Here is a 20570-nt window from a genome sequence, read left to right on the forward strand (position 1 = left end):
CCCGTGGGAGAGGGTCAGGGTGAGGGCATCAGACCGCAAAAATCTTACCCCGTAGCAGCCTCTTCAACCGGCGGTTTCGCCAGCAGCGTCAGCATCGTGTTCGCAATCTCACGTTCGCCCATCACTACCTTATCCGCACCGCGCTCGGTGATGTACTCCACCTCATCGTCATAATGCGCCCGGGCGATAATCTCAATATTGGGGCATTTCTCACGCGCGGTGGCTACAATCTCGCCCGCTTCATAGCCATTCGGAATAGTCAGCAGCAGCCAGCGCGCGCAGTCCAGATGCGCCAGCGCCATAATCTCCTCGTTGGCCGCATTGCCCAGCACCGCACGAATACCACGCTCGCGCAGTTCATCAACGCGGGTGCGTGAGGTTTCAATCACCACCAGCGGAATGCCCTGCGCCATCAGCTTCTCACCGAGCAGGCTGCCCACGCGACCAAAGCCGACCAGCAGCGCATGGTTGCAGATATCCACCGGGATCTGCTTCTCCTCTTCGATGGCTTCTTCCAGCGTCTGCTCTTCCAGCGTTTCGGTTTTATCGAGGTATTTTTCCAGCAGGGCAAACAGGACCGGGTTCAGCATAATCGACAGAATTGCCCCCGCCAGCACCAGATTCTGCCCGGCCTGGGGCAGCAGGTTCAGAGCCATACCCAGACCCGCGAGGATAAAGGCGAACTCACCAATCTGCGCCAGGCTGGCGGCAATCGTCAGCGCCGTACGCGGGGAGTGGCCGAACATCCGCACCAGGAAGAAGGCGGCGAGCGACTTACCGAAGATAATGATCGCCAGCGTGCCCAGCACGGCCAGCGGCTGCTGAACCAGAATCATCGGATCAAACAGCATGCCGACGGAGACAAAGAACAGCACGGCGAAGGCATCACGCAGGGGCAGGGTGTCATGCGCGGCGCGGTGGCTCAGCTCAGACTCGTTCAGCACCATTCCGGCGAAGAACGCGCCCAGGGCAAAGGAGACGTCGAACAGTTCAACAGCGCCAAAAGCGATCCCCAGCGCCAGCGCCAGCACGGAAAGCGTAAACAGCTCGCGGGAGCCGGTCGCCGCGCTGCGGGACAGGATCCACGGCACCAGACGACGGCCCACCAGCATCATGATGGCGATAAACGCCACCACTTTACCGATGGTGATACTCATATCCAGCGCCAGCGAGGCGAAGCCGATGTTGTCTTTTTCCATCATTCCGGCGACGGCAGGCAACAGCACCAGCGTCAGCACCATCACCAGATCTTCCACAATCAGCCAGCCTATCGCGATTTGCCCGCGCTGGCTGTCTATCAGCTGTCTCTCTTCAAGCGCGCGCAGCAGCACCACGGTACTGGCGGTTGAGAGACACAGCCCAAATACGATACCGGTCATCAACGACCAGCCCAGCACGGCCGAAAGCGCCATCCCCAGCAGCGTCGCCACCCCTATCTGGGCGATCGCGCCAGGTATGGCGATCGACTTTACCGCCATCAGGTCCTTCAGGGAAAAGTGCAGGCCAACACCAAACATCAGCAGAATCACGCCTAATTCCGCCAGCTCAGGCGCCAGCTTGGCATCCGCGACAAAACCTGGCGTAAACGGTCCCGCCAGAACCCCCGCTAATAAATAGCCGACAAGAGGAGAAATACGCAGTTTATTGGCAATCATGCCAAGGATAAAAGCGAGCACAAGTCCACCAACAATGGTGGTGATAAGCGGTGTGGCGTGGTGCATTCCGTCTCCTTTCGCGGTGAGTGTTCCATTTTTGGCGTGAATACCAAAAGACCAGGTAATAGTTTATGACAATTTTTGCCCTTATGTTTATGAATAATTGTTGAAGTTTGAATAAAACGGCAATATGCGCGTAAAAAAGCGCATATTGATAAATTCAGGTCAGGGATGGAGAGGAAACCCTTATGGCACAAGGGGGGGCAGGTAGCCAAAGTTTTACTTTGGCTACCTGTAATTCACGCTTTGTGACGGTTATCAGGCAGGAATATGGTCAACATCCCCAGAAGTGGCAGGAAAGCGCAGATTTTGTAAACCAGGAAGATGCTGGTGTGATCCGCGACCATCCCCAACACCGCTGCACCAAGCCCACCCATACCGAAGGCGAAACCGAAAAAGAGTCCGGAAACCATACCGATACGGCCCGGTAACAGCTCCTGGGCATAGACCAGAATGGCGGAAAATGCCGAGGCGAGGATAAAACCAATGATCACGGTTAAAATGCCCGTCCACTCGAGGCTGGCATACGGCAAAATAAGGGTAAACGGCGCGACACCGAGGATAGAGCCCCAAATAACATATTTTCGGCCAATCTTATCACCCACCGGCCCGCCAATAACCGTTCCGGCAGCAACCGCGAACAGGAAGGCGAACAGGTGGATTTGCGCATTTTGTACCGATAATCCGAATTTTTGCATCAGATAAAAGGTGTAATAGCTGCTGATGCTTGCCATGTAGAAGTATTTCGAGAAAATCAGCACCAGCAGTACGGAAACCGCCAGAATGACCTTATTTCGGGGCAGGGGATTGATAACCTTCGCTTTAGGTTTCCCCTTATTTACGCGATGCTGAGCGGCATACCAGCGGCTGATCTGCGCCAGCACGATAATCGCCAGCAGTGCGGCCAGCACAAACCACGCCACGTTCCCTTTGCCATACGGGGCGATAATCACCGCCGCCAGCAAGGGGCCGAGGGAGCTGCCAAAGTTACCGCCGACCTGGAAAAGTGACTGCGCCAGCCCGTGACGGCCGCCGGAGGCCATGCGCGCCACGCGTGAGGACTCAGGGTGGAAGACGGACGACCCGGTACCCACCAGCGCGGCAGCAATCAACACCGCCTCAAAGCTGCCAGCCATCGCCAGCAATACCAGACCGCTCAGGGTAAAGCACATGCCAATCGGCAGCGACCACGGCATCGGGTATTTGTCCGTCCAGTAGCCCACCACCGGTTGCAGCAGCGAGGAAGCCAGCTGGAAGGTGAGGGTGATCATCCCGATCTGCACGAAAGTTAACGAAAACTCGGACTGCAGCAGCGGATAAATTGCCAGAATCAACGACTGGATCATGTCGTTGAGCAGGTGCGAAAGACTGATTGCGCCTAATACCTTAAAAGAGGTGCGCGATTTTGGCGGCGACGCCGGGGTTGATTCGCTGATTGCCATAAATACCACGTTGTTTTGTTATTAGAGATGCAGGGTGTAATTATTATCCGACTAACATACCCGCCCGGGACATTTGAAGAAAGTCGCAATTCTGAAAACTTATTTGTCTATTATTGTGAGTCACTGTAATTTTTGCCTTTGTCTATTGGTCAGGGAGAGAGAAGATGAAGTTAATGAAGCGGGGCGTCGCGCTGGCGCTCATCGCCGCATGGGGTCTGGTAAGCCTGCCCGCGCAGGCGTATGAAAAAGATAAAACCTATAAAATCACCATTCTGCATACCAACGATCATCATGGTCATTTCTGGCGCAGTGAATATGGCGAATATGGTCTGTCGGCGCAAAAAACGCTGGTGGACGGCATTCGCAAAGAGGTGGCAGCCCAGGGCGGCAGCGTGCTGTTGCTCTCAGGCGGTGATATTAATACCGGCGTGCCGGAATCTGATTTACAGGATGCCGAGCCGGATTTCCGTGGCATGAATCTGATTGGCTACGACGCGATGGCCGTCGGTAACCATGAGTTTGATAACCCGCTGACGGTGCTGCGTCAGCAGGAAAAATGGGCCAAATTCCCCTTCCTCTCCGCCAACATTTACCAGAAAAGCACCGGCGAACGGCTGTTCAAACCCTGGGCGCTGTTTAAGCGTCAGGATTTGAAGATCGCAGTCATTGGCTTAACCACCGACGATACGGCAAAAATCGGCAATCCCGAGTTCTTTACGGATATTGAATTCCGCAAACCGGCAGACGAAGCGAAGCTGGTGATTCAGGAACTGCAGCAGAACGAAAAGCCGGACGTGATTATCGCCACCACGCACATGGGGCACTACGACAACGGTGAGCACGGCTCCAATGCACCCGGCGACGTGGAGATGGCGCGCAGCCTGCCTGCAGGGTCACTGGCCATGATTGTGGGGGGTCACTCACAGGATCCGGTGTGCATGGCATCGGAGAATAAAAAACAGGTGGATTACGTGCCTGGCACGCCGTGTGCACCGGACCGTCAGAACGGTATCTGGATTGTGCAGGCCCACGAATGGGGTAAATACGTGGGCCGGGCGGACTTTGAGTTCCGTAACGGCGAGATGAAACTGGTGCACTACCAGCTCATTCCGGTCAACCTGAAGAAGAAAGTGACCTACCCGGACGGGAAAAGTGAGCGCGTACTTTACACGCCAGAGATCGCTGAGAACCCGCAGATGCTCTCCCTGCTGACACCGTTCCAGAACAAAGGCAAAGCGCAGCTGGATGTGAAAATCGGCACGCTGAATGGTCGTCTGGAGGGGGACCGCAGTAAAGTCCGCTTCGTGCAGACCAACATGGGACACCTGGTGCTGGCGGCGCAAATGGCGCGCACCGGTGCTGATTTTGGCGTGATGAGCGGGGGCGGCATTCGTGACTCTATTGAAGGCGGAAATATCACCTATAAGGATGTCCTGAAGGTGCAGCCGTTTGGTAACGTGGTGGTCTATGCCGACATGACCGGCAAAGAGGCGATTGACTACCTGACCGCCGTCGCGCAGATGAAGCCGGATTCCGGGGCCTATCCGCAGTTTGCCAACGTCAGCTTTGTGGCAAAAGACGGCAAGCTGAATGATCTGAAGATCAAAGGCGAACCGGTCGACCCGGCAAAAACCTACCGTCTGGCGACGTTGAGCTTTAACGCCACCGGCGGCGACGGTTATCCGCATATTGATAATAAACCGGGCTATGTGAATACCGGCTTTATTGATGCGGAAGTGCTGAAGCAGTACATCGAGCAGAATTCACCGATTGACGTGAACGCGTATGAGCCGAAGGGTGAGGTGAGCTGGCAGTAGTGTTGTGCGGCCTGATGCCCTCACCCCAACCCTCTCCCACCGGGAGAGGGCGCAAACACAAAAAACGGTAACGCATGTTACCGTTTTGCTTTTACCTCGTAGCCGCCACCCGGCTTTTTCTTTCACTCCCGGCGCGCAATATCCGCAAACTTCGCGTCCAGCATTTTCGCCAGATCGCCCGCCGCCAGCTCGATATCCAGCCCGCGTTTGCCGCCTGAAATATAGATCGTGTCAAATTCCTGCGAAGGGGCATCAATCAGCGTCGGCAGGCGTTTTTTCTGCCCCAGCGGGCTAATCCCGCCCACCAGGTAGCCGGTGGTGCGTTGCGCAACCATCGGATCTGCCATATCCACCTTTTTCGCCCCCAGCGCCTTCGCCACTTTCTTGAGATCGAGCTGTCCGGCGACGGGCGTGACCGCCACGGCGAGATGTTTCATATCGCCGTTCACCGCAACCAGCAGCGTTTTATAGACCTGGTCAGCGTTCAGCCCCAGTTTGCGCACCACTTCGTCGCCAAAGTTGGTTTCATTCGGATCGTGATCGTAAGTGTGGATCCGGAAAGAAATGTTGTTTTTTTCGAGTAATTTAACGGCGGGAGTCATAGCTATCCTTCTTACGACAGACAAATCATGCCAACAGCATACGCCTGACGTTTGTCTAAAAAATAGCACCATCTTGCGCAATAGTATTGGCAGTGATGGTCACTTTGAGCGACAATCGGCTCAACCGAAGGTCTCCTTCGGCATAATAAAAACGATGAAATTCCTCTTTGACGGGCCAATAGAGATATTGGCCATTTTTTTATTTCAGCAGCGACGGCAAATTCCCTTCTCCGTACAAATGTAACGCCCCGACCGCAACCACGTATTCCCCGGCAGGTAATGCATGCAGCGTCTCTCGCCAGGCATTGTTGCGCGCATTCATCAGCACATCATACAGCGATTCGCTGAACGTTGACGGCAGCGCCAGCTTTCCGTCTGCTGGCGGCGCATCCAGCCACCAGCCAATCATGGTTTGCAGCAGACGTGCGTTGGTGTGCCAGTGGGTCAGCGTATCATCCAGCAGCATGCGGCCGTCGTCCGGAAGCTGACGCAGGAGCGCAATCTGGCTGTCCGTTCCTTCCAGTTCAATGATGGGCAGATTGCGCGCTCTTGCCAGATTGAGCAGCTGGTAATCAATACCGTAGTCACCGCGCAGACCCAGTCGCTGCGCCTGCGTGGCCTGTAGCACCATCGCAATTTGCCACAGCGGCAGGGCGTCAATCATAGAGAGCGACACGCCGGTTTCATCGGCGACGCGCGTCAGTTCCGCCAGTTGGGCTTCGTCCAGACGTTCCGCCAGGGTCAGATCGCTTTCAAGCCCGGCAAACGGTGACTCCTGGCCCGAAATATCCGCCTCGACGACCAGCGCGTCGGCGCGCTTCAGCCGTTTTATCAGACCGGGGGGCAGAGGCGACATATCCTGCGTACCCATATGGATGCTGCCGACCAGATGCAGGTGCTGACCGCCGGGCAGGGAGATATCCAGGCCGGGCCACGCATAACGGCGGGGAAAGAGGGCGCGAAACGAGGTTTTTATACGATTAAACAGGCTCATACGCGCTCCATAAACGGAAAGGTTCATGCTAGCGCGTACGAGAACAAGGTTCAATCTTTCGGTTTAAAGCGCAACAGGCGGTTGGCATTACTCACCACGGTGATGGAGGAGAGCGCCATTGCCGCACCTGCAACCACCGGGTTAAGCAGCGTGCCGGTCAGCGGCCACAAAATGCCGGCGGCAATTGGAATACCGAGCGAGTTATAGATAAATGCCCCCAGCAGGTTCTGCTTCATGTTGCGCAACGTGGCTTTCGAAATGGCCAGCGCATCGGCAACGCCCATCAGGCTGTGGCGCATCAACGTGATGGCGGCGGTTTCAATGGCAACATCGCTCCCGCCCCCCATGGCGATACCGACGTCTGCCTGGGCCAGCGCCGGGGCATCGTTGATGCCGTCGCCCACCATCGCCACCTGACGTCCCTGGCGTTGCAGGTTCTTAATCGCATCCGCTTTGCCATCCGGCAGAACGCCTGCAATGACTTCATCAATACCGGCTTCTTTCGCAATAGCGTTTGCCGTCGTCGGGTTGTCCCCGGTCAGCATCACCAGGCGATAGCCCGCGCGGTGCAGACGCGCCAGGGCATCCACGCTGTCCTGGCGAAGTGGATCGCGCACGGCCAGCAGGGCAGCGGCTTTGCCATCCACCGCCAGCAGAACCGGGGTTGCCCCCTGAGATGCCTGCGCTTTCAGTTCGGTTTCCAGCGCCGCGGTATCAATACCATTATCATTGAGCAAGGCCTGGTTACCCAGCAGCAGCGTATGCCCCTCGGCTTCACCGCTGACACCGAGCCCGCGCAGCGTGCGGAAGTTACTGACCTGCGGCAGAGCCGCAGCATTCGCTTTCTCGAGAATGGCGCGCGCCAGCGGGTGGCTGGAGCCTTGCTCCAGCGCGGCGGCGAGACGCAGCGCGTCCTCCTGCGCGATGCCTGCGGTGTTCACGGCCACAACCTGCGGTTTCCCCTCGGTCAGCGTGCCGGTTTTATCAAACACCAGCGTATCCAGCGTACTGGCCCGCTGCAGTGCGTCCGCATCCCTGACCAGCACGCCAAATTCGGCGGCACGGCCTACGCCGGAGATAATGGACATCGGCGTGGCCAGGCCAAGCGCGCATGGGCAGGCAATAATCAGCACGGTGGTGGCAATCACCAGGGTGTAGACAATCTGTGGCGCAGGGCCGAAGAAATACCAGATCGCCGCGCTCAGCAGGGCAATACCAACCACCACCGGCACAAAAATGGCCGAGATTCGGTCAGCAAGCTGGCCAATCTCCGGCTTGCTGCTCTGAGCCTGGCGCACCATTCGGATAATACGCGACAGCGTAGTATGGCTACCAACCGCACTGGCGGTGAACAGCACGCTGCCGTCCTGAACGACCGTGCCGGCATGGACGGCATCGCCGTCGGATTTCTGCTGAGGGATGGGTTCCCCGGTCAGCATCGCTTCATCCAGCCAGGCTTCACCCTGGGTTATCGTGCCGTCAACGGGCACGCGATCGCCGGTGGTCAAACGCAGCGTCATGCCGGGCTGCACTTCCGCCAGCGGGACGCTTTTTTCCCCCTCATCCGTGACCACGCGGGCCGTCGGCGGGGTTAAATCGAGTAATCGTTCCAGCGCTTTGGAGGAGCGCTGACGGGCGCGGGCTTCCAGCATATGACCTAAGTTAATCAGGCCGATAATCATCGCGCTCGCTTCATAATAGAGATGGCGCGCTTCCATCGGGAACCACTGCGGCCAGACGTTAACGCTCATTGAATAGAGCCACGCCGCGCCGGTACCGAGTGCGACCAGCGTATCCATCGTCGCGGTGCGGTTTTTCAGGCTCTTCCAGGCGCTGGTATAGAAATGGCCGCCTGCAAACACCATGACCGCAAGGGTAATCAGACCAATCACCAGCCACAGCGTGCGGTTGTCGGCGGTGACCATCATATTGTCACCCATCATGCCCCACACCATCACCGGGATTCCCACCAGCAGGGCGACAATCGCCTGCCAGCGGAAGCGCTTCATGGTGGCGATAGCCGTTTCCTGCTGGCGCTCGCGGCGTTCGACATCATCTTCGATGGCCTCTGCGCCGTAGCCCGCTTTCTCCACGGCCTGCACTAACTCTGCGGCGGAGGCACTGCCCATCACCAGCGCAGTACGCTCCGCAAGGTTTACCCGTGCCTGTGCGACGCCCGGTACCGCCTGTAAGGCATTTTGTACCCGGGAGACGCAGCTGGCGCAGCTCATACCGTTGATCAGCAGCTGTTGGCTGTCATCAATATCATCCGCTGCCGGAAGCTCAGGAGTGGCCGCTGTCAGTGCTTCCGACGGGGATGATGACTCTGCCAGCGGTTTAGCCTTTGGGTGGCTCAGCTCCGCCCCATAACCCGCTTGTTTAATGGTATCGATCAGCGCATCCGCGCTGGCGCTGCCGGTCACGGCGGCATGGTCGATAGTCACCTCAGCGCTTTCAACATCAGGACGCTGTTCCAGGCTTTCTTTAACGCGTTTGACACAGTGGCCGCAGGAGAGGCCGTCCAGCGTCAGGTCAATAGTGTGAGACATAACAAAACTCCCGTATAATGAACTGGTCAGTTGTTGACCGGAGTAACGCTTTTCGCTAACTGTTATGAAGGTTAAACCTTCCATCAAGGGGAAGGTCAAGGGGGAAATGTGAATATCAGTGACGTGGCAAAAAAAACCGGCTTAACCAGCAAAGCCATTCGCTTTTATGAAGAGAAAGGGCTGGTAACGCCGCCGTTGCGCAGTGAAAACGGCTACCGCAGCTACACGCAACGGCATCTTGATGAACTGACGTTACTGCGCCAGGCAAGGCAGGTGGGGTTTAACCTGGAAGAGTGCGGCGAGCTGGTAAACCTGTTTAACGATCCGAAGCGCCACAGTGCCGACGTGAAAAAACGCACGCTGGAAAAAGTGGCGGAGATCGAACGCCATATCATCGAATTACAGTCGATGCGTGAACAGCTGTTACAGCTGGCGGATTCCTGTCCGGGTGATGACAGCGCCGACTGCCCGATTATCGACAATCTTGCCGGCTGCTGCCACCGCAAAACCCACGCTTAACAGGCTTTTACCCGCAGGGTAATGCCTTCTACCGCAATGACCTCGACCCGTGTTCCGGCGCTGAGGTCGTCGTCGGCCACCACCGGCCACGAGCTGTCACCTACGCGCATATGCCCGCGCCCGTTCACCAGCGGGGTGTCGAGCGTAAAACGCTTGCCGACGATCTGCTGCCCGCGCTGGTTAAGGTGGGCATCCAGCGGTTTCTGTTCGCTTACCTGTCGGTTCAGCCAGCGCCACCACAGCCAGGCGGCCACCAGCGTCAGCACGGCAAACAGCGCCCCCTGCCACGCCCAGTCAAGCGGCAGAAGCCAGACGACCAGGCCGGTAATGACCGCGGCAACACCGCTCCACAGCAGGTAACCGTTGCCGCCCAGCATCTCGGCGGCCAGCAGTAAGCCACCGAGGCTTAGCCAGAACGCATGAGGATGTGCGACGATCAGTTCAATCATTTTTTACGCTCGTTTCCGCTGTCTTTAATCAGTTCGGCAATCCCTGCGATAGAGCCCATCAGGCTGCTGGCATCCAGCGGCATCATCACCACTTTGCTGTTGTTCGCGGAGCCGATCTCTTTCAGTGCATCGGTATATTTTTGCGCGACGAAGTAGTTCACGGCCTGGATATCACCGGCGGCAATCGCCTCGGATACCATCTGGGTCGCGCGGGCTTCTGCCTCTGCAGAACGTTCACGCGCTTCTGCCTGTAAGAATGCGGACTGACGATCGCCTTCCGCTTTCAGGATCTGCGACTGTTTTTCCCCTTCCGCTTTGAGAATTTCGGCCTGACGCACCCCCTCGGCTTCCAGAATATAGGCACGCTTGGTTCGCTCAGCCTTCATCTGGGCGTTCATGGAGGCGATCAGTTCTGCCGGCGGGCGCACGTCGCGGATCTCGATACGGGTGACTTTGATCCCCCACGGGTTCGTGGCCTCATCGACAATGTGCAGCAGGCGGGTATTAATGCTGTCGCGCTGGGAGAGCATCTCGTCCAGCTCCATCGAGCCAAGCACGGTACGGATGTTGGTCATCGTCAGGTTAACGATCGCCAGCTCCAGGTTGCTCACCTCATAGGCCGCTTTCGGCGCATCAATCACCTGAATAAAGCAGACGGCATCAATGGTAACGTTGGCGTTATCCTTGGAGATCACTTCCTGAGAAGGGATATCCAGCACCTGTTCCATCATGTTGATCTTGCGACCGATGCGATCCATGAACGGGACAATCAGGCTCAAGCCAGGCTGTAGCGTGTTGGTATAGCGGCCGAAGCGCTCGACGGTCCACTGATAACCCTGAGGGACAATTTTGACGCCTGCGCCGACGATAACCAGCGCAACGAAGATAAGGACAGGAACAACGATGAGCATAAAAACCTCCTGTTTTGCATGCTATGGCAGAAATGAAATCACTTTTTGTTGATCCTAAGTATACGAGGAAAGTCGCTTTATTATCACTCATCGCCGTAAACTACTGCTCATTATTGGGATAAAGGCAGAAGATCACATGAAGGATAACAGCGCGGTATTAACCATCGAGGACATGGGCTACCGCACAGGCGGTACCACCATTCTGAATAATGTCAGTTTTAGCCTCTTGCCGGGCGAGTTTCGACTGATTACCGGCCCCTCAGGCTGCGGGAAAAGTACGCTGCTTAAAATCATTGCGTCGCTGCTCACGCCAACGTCGGGAAAGATCTTCTTTGAGGGGAAGGATATTTCAACGCTTTCACCCGAGGCTTACCGCCAGCAGGTCTCTTATTCGGTGCAAACCCCGAGCCTGTTCGACAGCACGGTGTACGATAACCTGCTTTTCCCCTGGCAGATCCGACATAAGACGCCCGATCCTGAACGGTTTTCCGCCGACCTGGCACGCTTCAATCTGCCGCCGGACACGCTGACAAAGTCCGTTTCCGAACTGTCGGGCGGCGAAAAGCAGCGCGTCTCGCTGATCCGTAATCTGCAGTTCTTACCGAAGGTGTTACTGCTCGATGAGATCACCAGCGCGCTCGATGATGCCAACAAGCGCAACGTCAATGAAATCATTCATCGTTACGTCCGCGAGCAGAATATTGCCGTGCTGTGGGTGACGCATGACGCTAACGAAATTACCCATGCGGATGACGTACTGACGCTCCAGCCGCATGGCGGAAAAATGCAGGAGGCAAACCGTGGGTGAGCACAATATTACGAACGAATCTCTGGCGTTTTCGATGGTGCTGGTGCTGATCGCGATTGTCGTCAGCTACCGTGAAAAGCTGGGGCTGGAAAAGGACATTGTGTGGAGTATCTGCCGCGCGGTGATTCAACTCATTATTGTCGGCTATGTGCTGAAGTATATTTTCAACGTCAACCACGCGGTGCTGACGCTGCTGATGGTGTTGTTTATCTGCTTCAATGCGGCGTGGAACGCGCAAAAGCGCAGTAAATACATCGATAAGGCGTTTATCTCGTCGTTTATCGCCATTACCACCGGAACCGCATTAACGCTGGCGGTACTAGTGCTTTCCGGCTCAATTGAGTTTACGCCGATGCAGGTTATCCCTATCTCAGGGATGATTGCCGGGAACGCCATGGTGGCCGTCGGGCTGTGTTATAACAATCTCGGCCAGCGCTTCAGTAGTGAACAGCAGCAGCTACAGGAGAAATTAAGCCTGGGAGCGACGCCTAAAGTGGCCTCCGCGCGGCTGATTCGTGAGAGCATTCGCTCATCGCTGATCCCCACGGTAGATTCAGCCAAAACGGTTGGGCTGGTGAGCCTGCCGGGCATGATGTCGGGGCTGATTTTTGCCGGTATCGATCCGGTAAAAGCGATTAAGTATCAGATTATGGTGACGTTTATGCTGCTCTCAACGGCAAGCCTGTCCACCATCATTGCCTGTTACCTGACCTATCGGAAGTTTTACAACGCGCGCCATCAGCTGGTGGTGACGCAGTTGAAAAACGTGCGGTGATTATGCCGGGCGGCACTGCCTTTGCCCGGCCTACGATCCGCACTTTTGTAAGCCTGGTAAGCGAAGCGCCACCGGGCATTTTTTTGTTAGTAGAGCAACGCGTACAGCTGACGACGATACTTCGACGCCAGCGCATCGCCGGTGCCCAGCGCGGCCAGGATCTCCTGGAACATTTTGCGCGCCTGACCGTCTGCGGCAGCGAGGTCTTTTTGCAGATGGCTAAACAGCAGCTCAAGCGCTTCTTCGTTACGCCCCACCTGATGCAGCTGCAGCGCCAGCTGGCTTGCCAGAGCCGCATCGGCCGGGTTGTCAGCGACCTGCTGCTGCAGTTGCTGAATTTCCGGCGTATCTGCCGCCTGTTTCAGCAGTTCAATCTGCGCGACCAGCCCCTGATAGCGGGTGTCCTGATCCTGCAGGGGAACCGTTTTGAGCACGGCTTCGGCGTCTTCTGAACGGTGCAGAGCAATCTGCGTTTCCGCCAGCAGCAGGCCAATCTGACTGTTCTGATTCGAGAGCTGCCACGCGTCTTTAAGCAGCGGCAGCGCCTCGTCGTATTTGCCTTCCTGCATCAGCGCCATGGCTTCCTGCGCTTTCAGCTCTTCTTCGCGCGGGAGGACTTTATCCAGCAGGGCGCGAATGGCCTCTTCCGGCTGTGGCCCCTGGAAGCCATCAACAGGCTGACCGTTCTGGAACAGGTAGACGGTAGGGATGGCGCGCAAACCAAACTGAGACGCCACCATCGGCTCTGCGTCACAGTCCAGTTTGGCAAGAATGAACTGACCGTTGTACTGCGCGGCAAGGCTTTCCAGCACCGGCGTCAGCTGTAAACAGTGCTGGCTGCGTTCAGACCAGAAGTAGAACAGCACGGGTTTTGCCATCGACTGTTCGAGGATCTGTTGCAGGTTTGCTTCAGTAATATTGACGATATTCTGTACGGACATGCGGCCTTCTCTTTTATCGGTTTGTTATTTACATGGGGGTGAGCGCTGTCGCTTCAACTCAACCGTGTAAAATTTTGTCCATCATCCGGCCCGGTAGCAGACGTTTTAACCAGCCAACGGCATGGGTGACCAGCGTTACCGGGTAGCGCATTTTGGGATATTCACTCTCAAAAGCATGGCGCACTTTAGCAACCACCGCTTCGGGCCCGAGCGTAAATCGTGCGGCAATGCCGGGGTTTTCGACCGGTTTATCCGCCTGCGTCTGGTTAACGTTTTCGGTAAAGCGGGTGCGGATCGGGCCGGGTTCAATCAGGCTGACCTTAATGCCGCTGTGACGTAACTCCATGCGCAGGGCGTCGGACCAGGCCTCCAGCGCATATTTGCTGGCGGCGTAGGCGCCGCGGCCGGGCGTTGATATCAGACCCATAACTGACGATGTCATCACGATGCGCCCCTCGCCGTGCGGCAGCATGGCGGGGAGCAGACGCATGGTGAGCTGGTGGACACCAAAGAAGTTGGTTGAAAACTGCTTTTCCAGCGTTTCGCGCGAGAGCGTATCCAGCGGGCCATACACGCCGTAACCGGCATTATTAAAAAGCCCGTACAGACGATTGTCGGTCAGGGCTATCACCTCATCGGCGGCGCGTTCGACGCTTTCCGGGGAGTCCATATCCAGCAGCACGCCGGTAAAGCCCAGCCCGTTCATGCGTTCGACATCGTCGGGTTTGCGGCAGGCCGCCAGCACCCGAAATCCCTGACGCTTTAATTCGAGCGCGCTTTCAAGACCGATTCCGCTGGAACATCCTGTAATTAAGACCGATTTTTGCATAACTTTACCTGTCAGGATCTCCGCTTAATCAGGAGTCATGTTTAACTAAAGGAGCCAGCCGCGTTGCCATCCAGTCGGCAATAAACGGCTGCGCATCGCGATTGGGGTGGATCCCGTCGTCTTGCATCCACTGGGGTTTGAGATAGACCTCTTCCATGAAAAATGGCAGCAGCGGAATATCAAACTCTTTGGCAAGCTTAGGGTAGATCGCGCTAAAGGCTTCATTATACCGACGACCGTAGTTAGCGGGCAGGCGAATTTGCATCAGCAGCGGCTGGGCGTTTGCCGCATTGATGTCCTGCAAAATGGTGCGCAGCGTCTGTTCCGTCTGCTGAGGCTGGAAACCGCGCAATCCATCGTTGCCGCCAAGCTCAACCAGCACCCAGCGCGGCTGATGCTGTTTGAGTAGCGCTGGCAGGCGCGACAGGCCCTGCTGCGAGGTATCGCCGCTGATGCTGCCGTTGATAACCGTCGTCTTGCTCTGCCATTTATCGTTGAGCAGAGCGGGCCAGGCTGCGCTGGCCGCCATGCGATAGCCCGCGCTCAGGCTGTCGCCGAGAATCAGTAACGTGTCCGCTGCCGCCGCGCGGAAGGTCATCAGAATCAAGAACAGGAAGGGCAAATGCCAGCGGAAAACAGTGTTGAAGTTCATCGTCTTAAGAAGTCCGTCGGTCAGGGGGAACACGAGCTTTCCATCCTTACTGGAGTTGAACTCGTTGTCAAACGCGCTGAAACCATCGCGCTGATTGGCGAATCCGGTTCCGGCAAGTCCACGCTGCTGGCGATTCTGGCCGGTCTGGACGACGGGAGCAGCGGCGAGGTCCATCTTGTCGGGCAGCCGCTGCACCAGCTTGATGAAGAGGCGCGTGCTGCGCTGCGTGCGCGCCACATCGGGTTTGTCTTTCAGTCTTTTATGCTGATCCCCACGCTGAACGCGCTGGAGAACGTCGAACTCCCGGCGCTGTTGCGCGGTGAAAAGAGTCGCGAAGGCCGCGCCCATGCGAAGGCGTTGCTGGAACAGCTCGGTCTGGGCAAGCGCCTCAGCCATCTTCCCGCACAGCTTTCCGGCGGGGAGCAACAGCGTGTGGCGCTGGCGCGCGCCTTTAATGGCCGCCCGGAAGTGCTGTTTGCTGATGAACCCACCGGCAACCTTGACCGTAAAACCGGCGACAAAATCGCGGATCTGTTGTTCTCGCTTAACCGTGAACACGGTACCACGCTGATCCTCGTGACCCACGATCCGCAGCTGGCCGCCCGCTGCGACCGACGTCTGCGGCTGGTCAACGGTACGCTTCAGGAGGAAGCATGATTGCCCGCTGGTTCTGGCGCGAGTGGCGCTCGCCCTCGCTGCTGATTGTCTGGCTGGCGTTAAGCCTGGCGGTGGCCTGCGTGCTGGCGCTCGGCAGCGTCAGCGACCGTATGGAAAAAGGGCTCAGCCAGCAGAGCCGGGAGTTTATGGCCGGGGACCGGGCGCTGCAAAGCTCGCGTCCTGTTCCGCCGGGCTGGATTGAGGAAGCGCACAAAGCAGGGCTGAAGGTGGGGGAGCAAATCACCTTCCAGACCATGACCTTTGCGGGGGACACGCCGCAGCTCGCCAGCGTGAAAGCCGTGGATGATGTCTACCCGATGTACGGTGACTTACAAACCAGTCCGCCGGGGTTAAAACCAACGCCCGGCACGGTGCTGCTGGCATCGCGTTTAATGGCGCTTCTGAACCTGAAAGCCGGTGACAGTATTGACGTGGGCGATGCCACGCTGAAAATTGCCGGGGAGGTGGTGCAGGAGCCCGACTCCGGCTTTAACCCCTTCCAGCTTGCGCCACGCCTGCTGATGAACACGGCGGATGTTCCGGCAACCCATGCTGTCCAGCCGGGCAGCCGCGTCACCTGGCGCTACAAGTTTGGCGGCACGCCAGCCCAGCTTGATGGGTATGAAAAATGGCTGCTCCCGCAGCTTAAACCGGAGCACCGCTGGTACGGGCTAGAGCAGGACGAGGGGGCGCTCGGTAAATCTCTGGAGCGCTCTCAGCAGTTCCTGCTGATTTCGGCGCTCTTAACCCTGCTGCTGGCGGTAGCGGCAGTGGCGGTGGCGATGGGGCATTACTGCCGCAGCCGCTACGATCGGGTGGCGATCCTTAAAACCCTCGGCGCGGGACGGGCGCAGCTACGCAAGCTGATCGTCGGCCAGTGGCTAATGCTGCTGGTTTTGTCAGTGTTCACTGGCGGAATCATAGGGCTGCTGTTTGAAAAACTGCTGATGGTGATGTTAAAACCGGTGCTTCCGTCCGCATTGCCACCGGCCAGCTTCTGGCCGTGGCTGTGGGCGATTGGCGCGATGGTCGTGATCTCGGTGCTGGTGGGGCTGCGGCCCTACCGGCTGCTGCTCGCGACGCAGCCGCTGCGCGTGCTGCGTAATGATGTGGTGGCGAACGTCTGGCCGCTGAAGTTCTACCTTCCGGTGATTATTGCGGTCGCGGTGGGGCTGCTGGCCTGGCTGATGGGCGGCAGCACGCTGCTGTGGGCGGTGCTGGCCGGTGCGGTTGTGCTGGCGCTGCTGTGCGGCGTACTGGGCTGGATACTGCTCAACGTTCTGAAGAGGCTGACGGTGAAATCGCTACCCGTGCGCCTGGCCGTTAATCGTCTGCTGCATCAGCCCTGGTCTACGCTCAGCCAGCTGTCGGCGTTTTCACTGTCGTTTATGCTGCTGGCCCTGTTGCTGGTGCTGCGAGGCGATCTGCTGGATCGCTGGCAGCAGCAGCTTCCCCCGGAAAGTCCGAACTATTTTCTGATCAATATCGCGCCTGAGCAGGTTACGCCGCTGAAGGGTTTCCTCTCTGAGCATCATATTGTCCCGGAGTCGTTTTATCCGATTGTTCGCGCCCGTCTGACGCAAATCAACGGGCGGTCGACGGAGGGGAACAAGGACGAGTCGCTGAACCGCGAGCTTAACCTGACCTGGCAGGAGAAACGGCCCGACCATAACCCGATCACGGCAGGCACCTGGCCGCCGAAAGTGGGGGAGGTATCAATGGAGGAAGGGCTGGCGGTGCGCCTGAACGTGAAGCTCGGGGACAGCGTGACCTTCACCGGCGATACCCAGGACTTTACCGCCAAAGTCACCAGCCTGCGAAAGGTGGACTGGGAAAGCCTGCGGCCCAACTTCTTCTTTATCTTCCCGCCGGGGGCGCTGGATGGACAGCCGCAAAGCTGGCTGACCAGCTTCCGCTGGGAAAATGGCAACGGCATGCTGACGCAGCTTAACCGGGAATTCCCGACGGTCAGCCTGCTGGATATTGGGGCGATCCTGAAGCAGGTGGGACAGGTGCTGGAGCAGGTGAGCCGCGCGCTGGAGGTCATGGTGGTGCTGGTGACCATCTGCGGCGTGCTGTTGCTGCTGGCCCAGGTGCAGGTGGGCATGCGTCAGCGCCATCAGGAGCTGGTGGTCTACCGCACGCTGGGGGCCGGGAAGCGGTTGCTGCGGATGACGCTCTGGAGCGAGTTTGCGCTGCTGGGGCTGGTTGCCGGTCTGGTGGCCGCGATTGGCGCCGAGACGGCGCTGGCGGTGTTGCAGACACGTGTCTTCGACTTCCCGTGGGAGCCTGACTGGCGTCTCTGGCTGATTCTGCCTCTCTGCGGCGCGGTGCTGCTCTCCCTCTGCGGGGGCTGGCTCGGAACGCGCCTGTTAAGGGGCAAAGCACTGTTCCGGCAGTTTATGGGGTAATCCAGTTCCGTGATAATTGCACACCGGTTTTTATGCCGGTGTGCAATATTTTAAAAGCACAAAGTGATAATACCCACGTATTTAGTAGCACAAAACATTAAAAACCCGTCCACACAGCCCGATTATTTCCAGTTAATATTCACCCGCTAAATATTTAGCAGCGTGTCTATTAAGGAAAAATAATGACTATAAAAAAATCAGCGCTGGCGGTAACGATTGGCGCGGCAGTGGCATTAACGACCTTCGCTTCTCAGGCGGAAATCACCGTTCTTAAACAGGATCCGCAGGCGGGTAACCCGCTGAGCCGTCTGAACTTTACCGTTGGCGGCAGCATTCGTCCTCAGTTCCAGAACATGACCGGCGACGACGGCAAAAACAGCTACAAACGTAACGGCTTTGACGGTGGTACCCGTTTCCGTTTCGCGGCTGATTACTACCTGTTTGATGATATTAGCTGGATAAGCTACTACGAACTGGGTGTGAACATCCCTGCCCAGTTTAACTGGGATCATCACTATGCAGACGGCGCACACGATACCACTCGCCGTATGCTCTACACCGGCCTGAAGAGCGATACCTGGGGTACGCTGACCTTCGGTCAACAGAACAGCGTTTACTATGATGTGGTGGGCGCGAAAACCGATATCTGGGACTACGACATGATTGCTCAGGCACCAGGTAACGGGATCAACGGCGACTACGACGGTTCTTACCGTTCACGCCAGATGCTGAAATACAAGAAAACCGTGGGTGATGCCGACATCTATGCATCTTACCTGTTTGAAGACAGCGAATACCTGCCGGGTAACGGCCTGCGCTATAAGCGTAAAGGCGGCGGTTCACTGGGCCTGGATTACCACCTGACCACCGACCTGACCTGGGGCGCAGCGTGGAACTACACCCGTGCGGACATGCGTAACCCGGACAACGGCGACAGCAAAACCTACGACCAGAACATCCTCGGTACCGCGCTGAGCTGGACGCCGGACAACTGGACCTTCTCCGCAGGCGGCGGCTGGTATCAGAACTTCCTGACCACCAAAAAAGTGTCTGTTAACGACTACTTTGCGGGCGACGCGTGGGGTATTGAATACTTCGCAGGGTATAAATTCCCGATCGGCCAGTATGCGGTGAAATCCATCCAGCCTTACTTCATGGGCGACCGCATTGAGTATGTGAATGGCCGTAACTACCAGCGCATCGACAATGGCGTGGGTATCAGCTTCCAGCTGGATTACGGTTTCCGCGTGGATTACGAACACGTGTTCACCTCCAGCACCGACAACCTGGGCGACATGAACCTGGTGCGTCTGCGTTACGACTTCTAAGTCGTCTGTTCCCCGGTGGCGCTGCGCTTACCGGGGCTACAAAAGCACGCGTAGGCCGGGTAAGGCGTAGCCGCCACCCGGCTTTTTTCAGCTATTAAGCCAGTCAGCGACCTCGTTATACGTCCCTCGGAAAACAATCGTCTCCGCTTTTTTCTCAAGCTGATAGCCGTACATCGGGTCGTAATACTCCTTCAGCAGCGGCACAAGCCAGCTGAAGTGCGCGTCAGTGCTGCCAGTACGCTGTTGTTCTACAAGCGCGGCGTCCAGTAAGGCGGTAAATTCCGCAAAACGCTGCAGCCCCAGGCGGCGGCGAATGGCGAACATTCCGTGGTGCAGATACGCGCTGTACTCTTTCCAGCCGGCCTCTTCACCATAAGCGGCAGAAAAATCCGCCCACATGTGGTCGAAGTACTCTTCGCGCAGACGCTCAAGACGAATATCAAACGGATCCTCGACAACCGCGATGGGCGCTTCATTCATGCGGTCGCGTAGGCACTCCGGCAGGTGGTTGGAGCCAATCATTCGACCTTCATCTTCCAGCACCCAGCGTGCGGCATCTTTTTTTAACAGCTCGACGGCAAGATGATTTTCAAAGCTGGCCTGGGACAGTTGCGGAGTGAGCGTGCGGCCAAAGGACGAACCGCGGTGGTGCGCCAGCCCTTCCAGATCGATACCCTGCGCATGCTGCTTCACCAACAGGGTTTTCCCGTTTCCGGTACAGCCGCCGATAAGCACCATCGGCTTTTGCGACTGCTCAATCGTCACCTGAATCGCCGTCTGGCGCAGGGCTTTATAGCCGCCGCGGATCAGCGGGTAATCGACACCGGCCTCTTTCAGCCAGGCCTGTGAGATATGTGAACGCTGGCCCCCGCGCGCGCAGCAGAGATAACCTTCAGGGTGAGCAAGGCTGGCTTCACGCCAGGCGTTAATGCGCGCCTCACGCGTCTCGCCGTTGACCAGACTGTGGCCGAGCGCCAGTGCGGCCTCGGGGCCCTGACGTTTATAGCAGGTGCCCACGGCGGCGCGTTCGTCGTCGTTCATCAGCGGCAGGTTAAGGGCGGCGGGCATCGCGCCCTGGGCAAATTCTATCGGCGCGCGAACGTCGATTAAAGGGGTATCAGACGCGAGGATCGCGCGATAGTCCGTTCCATCGTTCATGGGTATTCCAGAA

The 20570-nt window shown here is 57.4% G+C and carries 18 protein-coding genes; 7 read left to right on the plus strand and 11 right to left on the minus strand.

Annotated elements, in window-relative coordinates; all coding sequences use genetic code 11:
• Positions 1-44 precede the first annotated feature (44 nt).
• Together ybaL and BFV64_RS05225 are read right to left on the minus strand one after the other, a co-directional pair.
• Positions 45-1721 (minus strand): YbaL family putative K(+) efflux transporter, encoded by a 1677-nt coding sequence (ybaL, locus tag BFV64_RS05220; protein WP_069601786.1) that lies wholly within the window; start codon positions 1719-1721, stop codon positions 45-47.
• Positions 1722-1954: 233 nt separating this feature from the next.
• Positions 1955-3157 carry an MFS transporter gene (locus BFV64_RS05225; RefSeq protein WP_023332256.1) on the minus strand — a complete coding sequence of 401 codons (1203 nt, stop codon included), beginning with the start codon at positions 3155-3157 and terminating at the stop codon, positions 1955-1957.
• A 164-nt stretch (positions 3158-3321) separates the two neighbouring features.
• Here BFV64_RS05225 and ushA point away from each other — a divergent pair, with 164 nt between their 5' ends.
• A complete protein-coding gene (gene ushA / locus BFV64_RS05230) occupies positions 3322-4974 on the plus strand; it encodes a bifunctional UDP-sugar hydrolase/5'-nucleotidase UshA (protein WP_014882818.1) in 1653 nt (550 codons plus the stop codon).
• A 122-nt stretch (positions 4975-5096) separates the two neighbouring features.
• Here the strand turns inward: ushA and ybaK are convergent, their stop codons facing one another.
• The 3 genes from ybaK to copA form a co-directional block, all read right to left on the minus strand.
• Positions 5097-5576: a Cys-tRNA(Pro)/Cys-tRNA(Cys) deacylase YbaK gene (gene ybaK / locus BFV64_RS05235; protein ID WP_023332257.1), complete on the minus strand. Its 480-nt coding sequence runs from the start codon at positions 5574-5576 to the stop codon at positions 5097-5099.
• A 199-nt stretch (positions 5577-5775) separates the two neighbouring features.
• Entirely contained in the window at positions 5776-6570 is a 795-nt protein-coding gene (locus tag BFV64_RS05240; RefSeq protein ID WP_014882820.1) for a TraB/GumN family protein, read from the minus strand.
• Between the two features lie 50 nt (positions 6571-6620).
• Positions 6621-9119 (minus strand): copper-exporting P-type ATPase CopA, encoded by a 2499-nt coding sequence (gene copA / locus BFV64_RS05245; protein ID WP_023332258.1) that lies wholly within the window; start codon positions 9117-9119, stop codon positions 6621-6623.
• Positions 9120-9227: 108 nt separating this feature from the next.
• On the opposite strand from copA, the gene cueR reads away from it, so the two are divergent.
• Positions 9228-9638, plus strand: coding sequence for a Cu(I)-responsive transcriptional regulator (cueR, locus tag BFV64_RS05250; RefSeq protein WP_014882822.1), 411 nt, complete (start codon positions 9228-9230; stop codon positions 9636-9638).
• Here cueR and BFV64_RS05255 read toward each other — a convergent pair.
• Together BFV64_RS05255 and BFV64_RS05260 are read right to left on the minus strand one after the other, a co-directional pair.
• Positions 9635-10087, minus strand: a complete 453-nt coding sequence (locus BFV64_RS05255; RefSeq protein WP_023332259.1) for an NfeD family protein — start codon at positions 10085-10087, stop codon at positions 9635-9637. The two genes, cueR and BFV64_RS05255, sit on opposite strands and share 4 nt — an antisense overlap.
• Complete coding sequence (locus BFV64_RS05260) at positions 10084-10998, minus strand: SPFH domain-containing protein (protein ID WP_008499312.1); 915 nt, start codon at positions 10996-10998, stop codon at positions 10084-10086. The genes BFV64_RS05255 and BFV64_RS05260 overlap by 4 nt, the downstream gene beginning before the upstream one ends.
• Positions 10999-11134: 136 nt before the next feature.
• Between BFV64_RS05260 and fetA the strand changes: the two genes are divergently transcribed.
• Positions 11135-11806 (plus strand): iron efflux ABC transporter ATP-binding subunit FetA, encoded by a 672-nt coding sequence (gene fetA, locus BFV64_RS05265; RefSeq protein WP_045281677.1) that lies wholly within the window; start codon positions 11135-11137, stop codon positions 11804-11806.
• Entirely contained in the window at positions 11799-12581 is a 783-nt protein-coding gene (gene fetB, locus BFV64_RS05270; RefSeq protein WP_058690574.1) for an iron efflux ABC transporter permease subunit FetB, read from the plus strand. Before fetA ends, fetB begins: the two co-directional genes overlap by 8 nt.
• A gap of 86 nt (positions 12582-12667) precedes the next feature.
• Here fetB and BFV64_RS05275 read toward each other — a convergent pair whose 3' ends face one another.
• The 3 genes from BFV64_RS05275 to tesA are packed head-to-tail and all read right to left on the minus strand — an operon-like array spanning position 12668 to position 15003.
• Entirely contained in the window at positions 12668-13522 is an 855-nt protein-coding gene (locus BFV64_RS05275) for a co-chaperone YbbN (RefSeq protein ID WP_014882826.1), read from the minus strand.
• Positions 13523-13580: 58 nt separating this feature from the next.
• On the minus strand, positions 13581-14351 hold the full coding sequence (locus BFV64_RS05280) for an SDR family oxidoreductase (RefSeq protein ID WP_069601787.1): 771 nt from the start codon (positions 14349-14351) through the stop codon (positions 13581-13583).
• A 28-nt stretch (positions 14352-14379) separates the two neighbouring features.
• On the minus strand, positions 14380-15003 hold the full coding sequence (gene tesA, locus BFV64_RS05285; RefSeq protein ID WP_045281711.1) for a multifunctional acyl-CoA thioesterase I/protease I/lysophospholipase L1: 624 nt from the start codon (positions 15001-15003) through the stop codon (positions 14380-14382).
• Here tesA and ybbA point away from each other — a divergent pair.
• From ybbA to BFV64_RS05300, 3 genes are all read left to right on the plus strand, one after another.
• Positions 14974-15660 carry a putative ABC transporter ATP-binding protein YbbA gene (ybbA, locus tag BFV64_RS05290; protein WP_045281710.1) on the plus strand — a complete coding sequence of 229 codons (687 nt, stop codon included), beginning with the start codon at positions 14974-14976 and terminating at the stop codon, positions 15658-15660. The genes tesA and ybbA overlap by 30 nt on opposite strands.
• On the plus strand, positions 15657-18071 hold the full coding sequence (gene ybbP, locus BFV64_RS05295; protein WP_069601788.1) for a putative ABC transporter permease subunit YbbP: 2415 nt from the start codon (positions 15657-15659) through the stop codon (positions 18069-18071). The genes ybbA and ybbP overlap by 4 nt, the downstream gene beginning before the upstream one ends.
• 182 nt (positions 18072-18253) lie before the next feature.
• Entirely contained in the window at positions 18254-19399 is a 1146-nt protein-coding gene (locus BFV64_RS05300; RefSeq protein WP_014882831.1) for a porin, read from the plus strand.
• Between the two features lie 87 nt (positions 19400-19486).
• On the opposite strand, the gene mnmH is transcribed toward BFV64_RS05300, so the two are convergent.
• Positions 19487-20557: a tRNA 2-selenouridine(34) synthase MnmH gene (mnmH, locus tag BFV64_RS05305; RefSeq protein ID WP_069601789.1), complete on the minus strand. Its 1071-nt coding sequence runs from the start codon at positions 20555-20557 to the stop codon at positions 19487-19489.
• Positions 20558-20570: the final 13 nt, after the last annotated feature.

Source organism: Enterobacter kobei (assembly GCF_001729765.1).
Lineage (GTDB): Bacteria > Pseudomonadota > Gammaproteobacteria > Enterobacterales > Enterobacteriaceae > Enterobacter > Enterobacter kobei.

Coding starts and splice junctions, on each gene's coding strand:
- mnmH (WP_069601789.1), bottom strand. CDS start 20,557: ATGAACGATGGAACGGACTATCGCGCGATCCTCGCGTCTGATACCCCT.
- BFV64_RS05260 (WP_008499312.1), bottom strand. CDS start 10,998: ATGCTCATCGTTGTTCCTGTCCTTATCTTCGTTGCGCTGGTTATCGTC.
- BFV64_RS05300 (WP_014882831.1), top strand. CDS start 18,254: ATGACTATAAAAAAATCAGCGCTGGCGGTAACGATTGGCGCGGCAGTG.
- fetA (WP_045281677.1), top strand. CDS start 11,135: ATGAAGGATAACAGCGCGGTATTAACCATCGAGGACATGGGCTACCGC.
- copA (WP_023332258.1), bottom strand. CDS start 9,119: ATGTCTCACACTATTGACCTGACGCTGGACGGCCTCTCCTGCGGCCAC.
- ybaL (WP_069601786.1), bottom strand. CDS start 1,721: ATGCACCACGCCACACCGCTTATCACCACCATTGTTGGTGGACTTGTG.
- BFV64_RS05280 (WP_069601787.1), bottom strand. CDS start 14,351: ATGCAAAAATCGGTCTTAATTACAGGATGTTCCAGCGGAATCGGTCTT.
- ybaK (WP_023332257.1), bottom strand. CDS start 5,576: ATGACTCCCGCCGTTAAATTACTCGAAAAAAACAACATTTCTTTCCGG.
- BFV64_RS05255 (WP_023332259.1), bottom strand. CDS start 10,087: ATGATTGAACTGATCGTCGCACATCCTCATGCGTTCTGGCTAAGCCTC.
- ybbP (WP_069601788.1), top strand. CDS start 15,657: ATGATTGCCCGCTGGTTCTGGCGCGAGTGGCGCTCGCCCTCGCTGCTG.
- BFV64_RS05240 (WP_014882820.1), bottom strand. CDS start 6,570: ATGAGCCTGTTTAATCGTATAAAAACCTCGTTTCGCGCCCTCTTTCCC.
- ybbA (WP_045281710.1), top strand. CDS start 14,974: ATGCCAGCGGAAAACAGTGTTGAAGTTCATCGTCTTAAGAAGTCCGTC.
- BFV64_RS05225 (WP_023332256.1), bottom strand. CDS start 3,157: ATGGCAATCAGCGAATCAACCCCGGCGTCGCCGCCAAAATCGCGCACC.
- BFV64_RS05275 (WP_014882826.1), bottom strand. CDS start 13,522: ATGTCCGTACAGAATATCGTCAATATTACTGAAGCAAACCTGCAACAG.
- ushA (WP_014882818.1), top strand. CDS start 3,322: ATGAAGTTAATGAAGCGGGGCGTCGCGCTGGCGCTCATCGCCGCATGG.
- tesA (WP_045281711.1), bottom strand. CDS start 15,003: ATGAACTTCAACACTGTTTTCCGCTGGCATTTGCCCTTCCTGTTCTTG.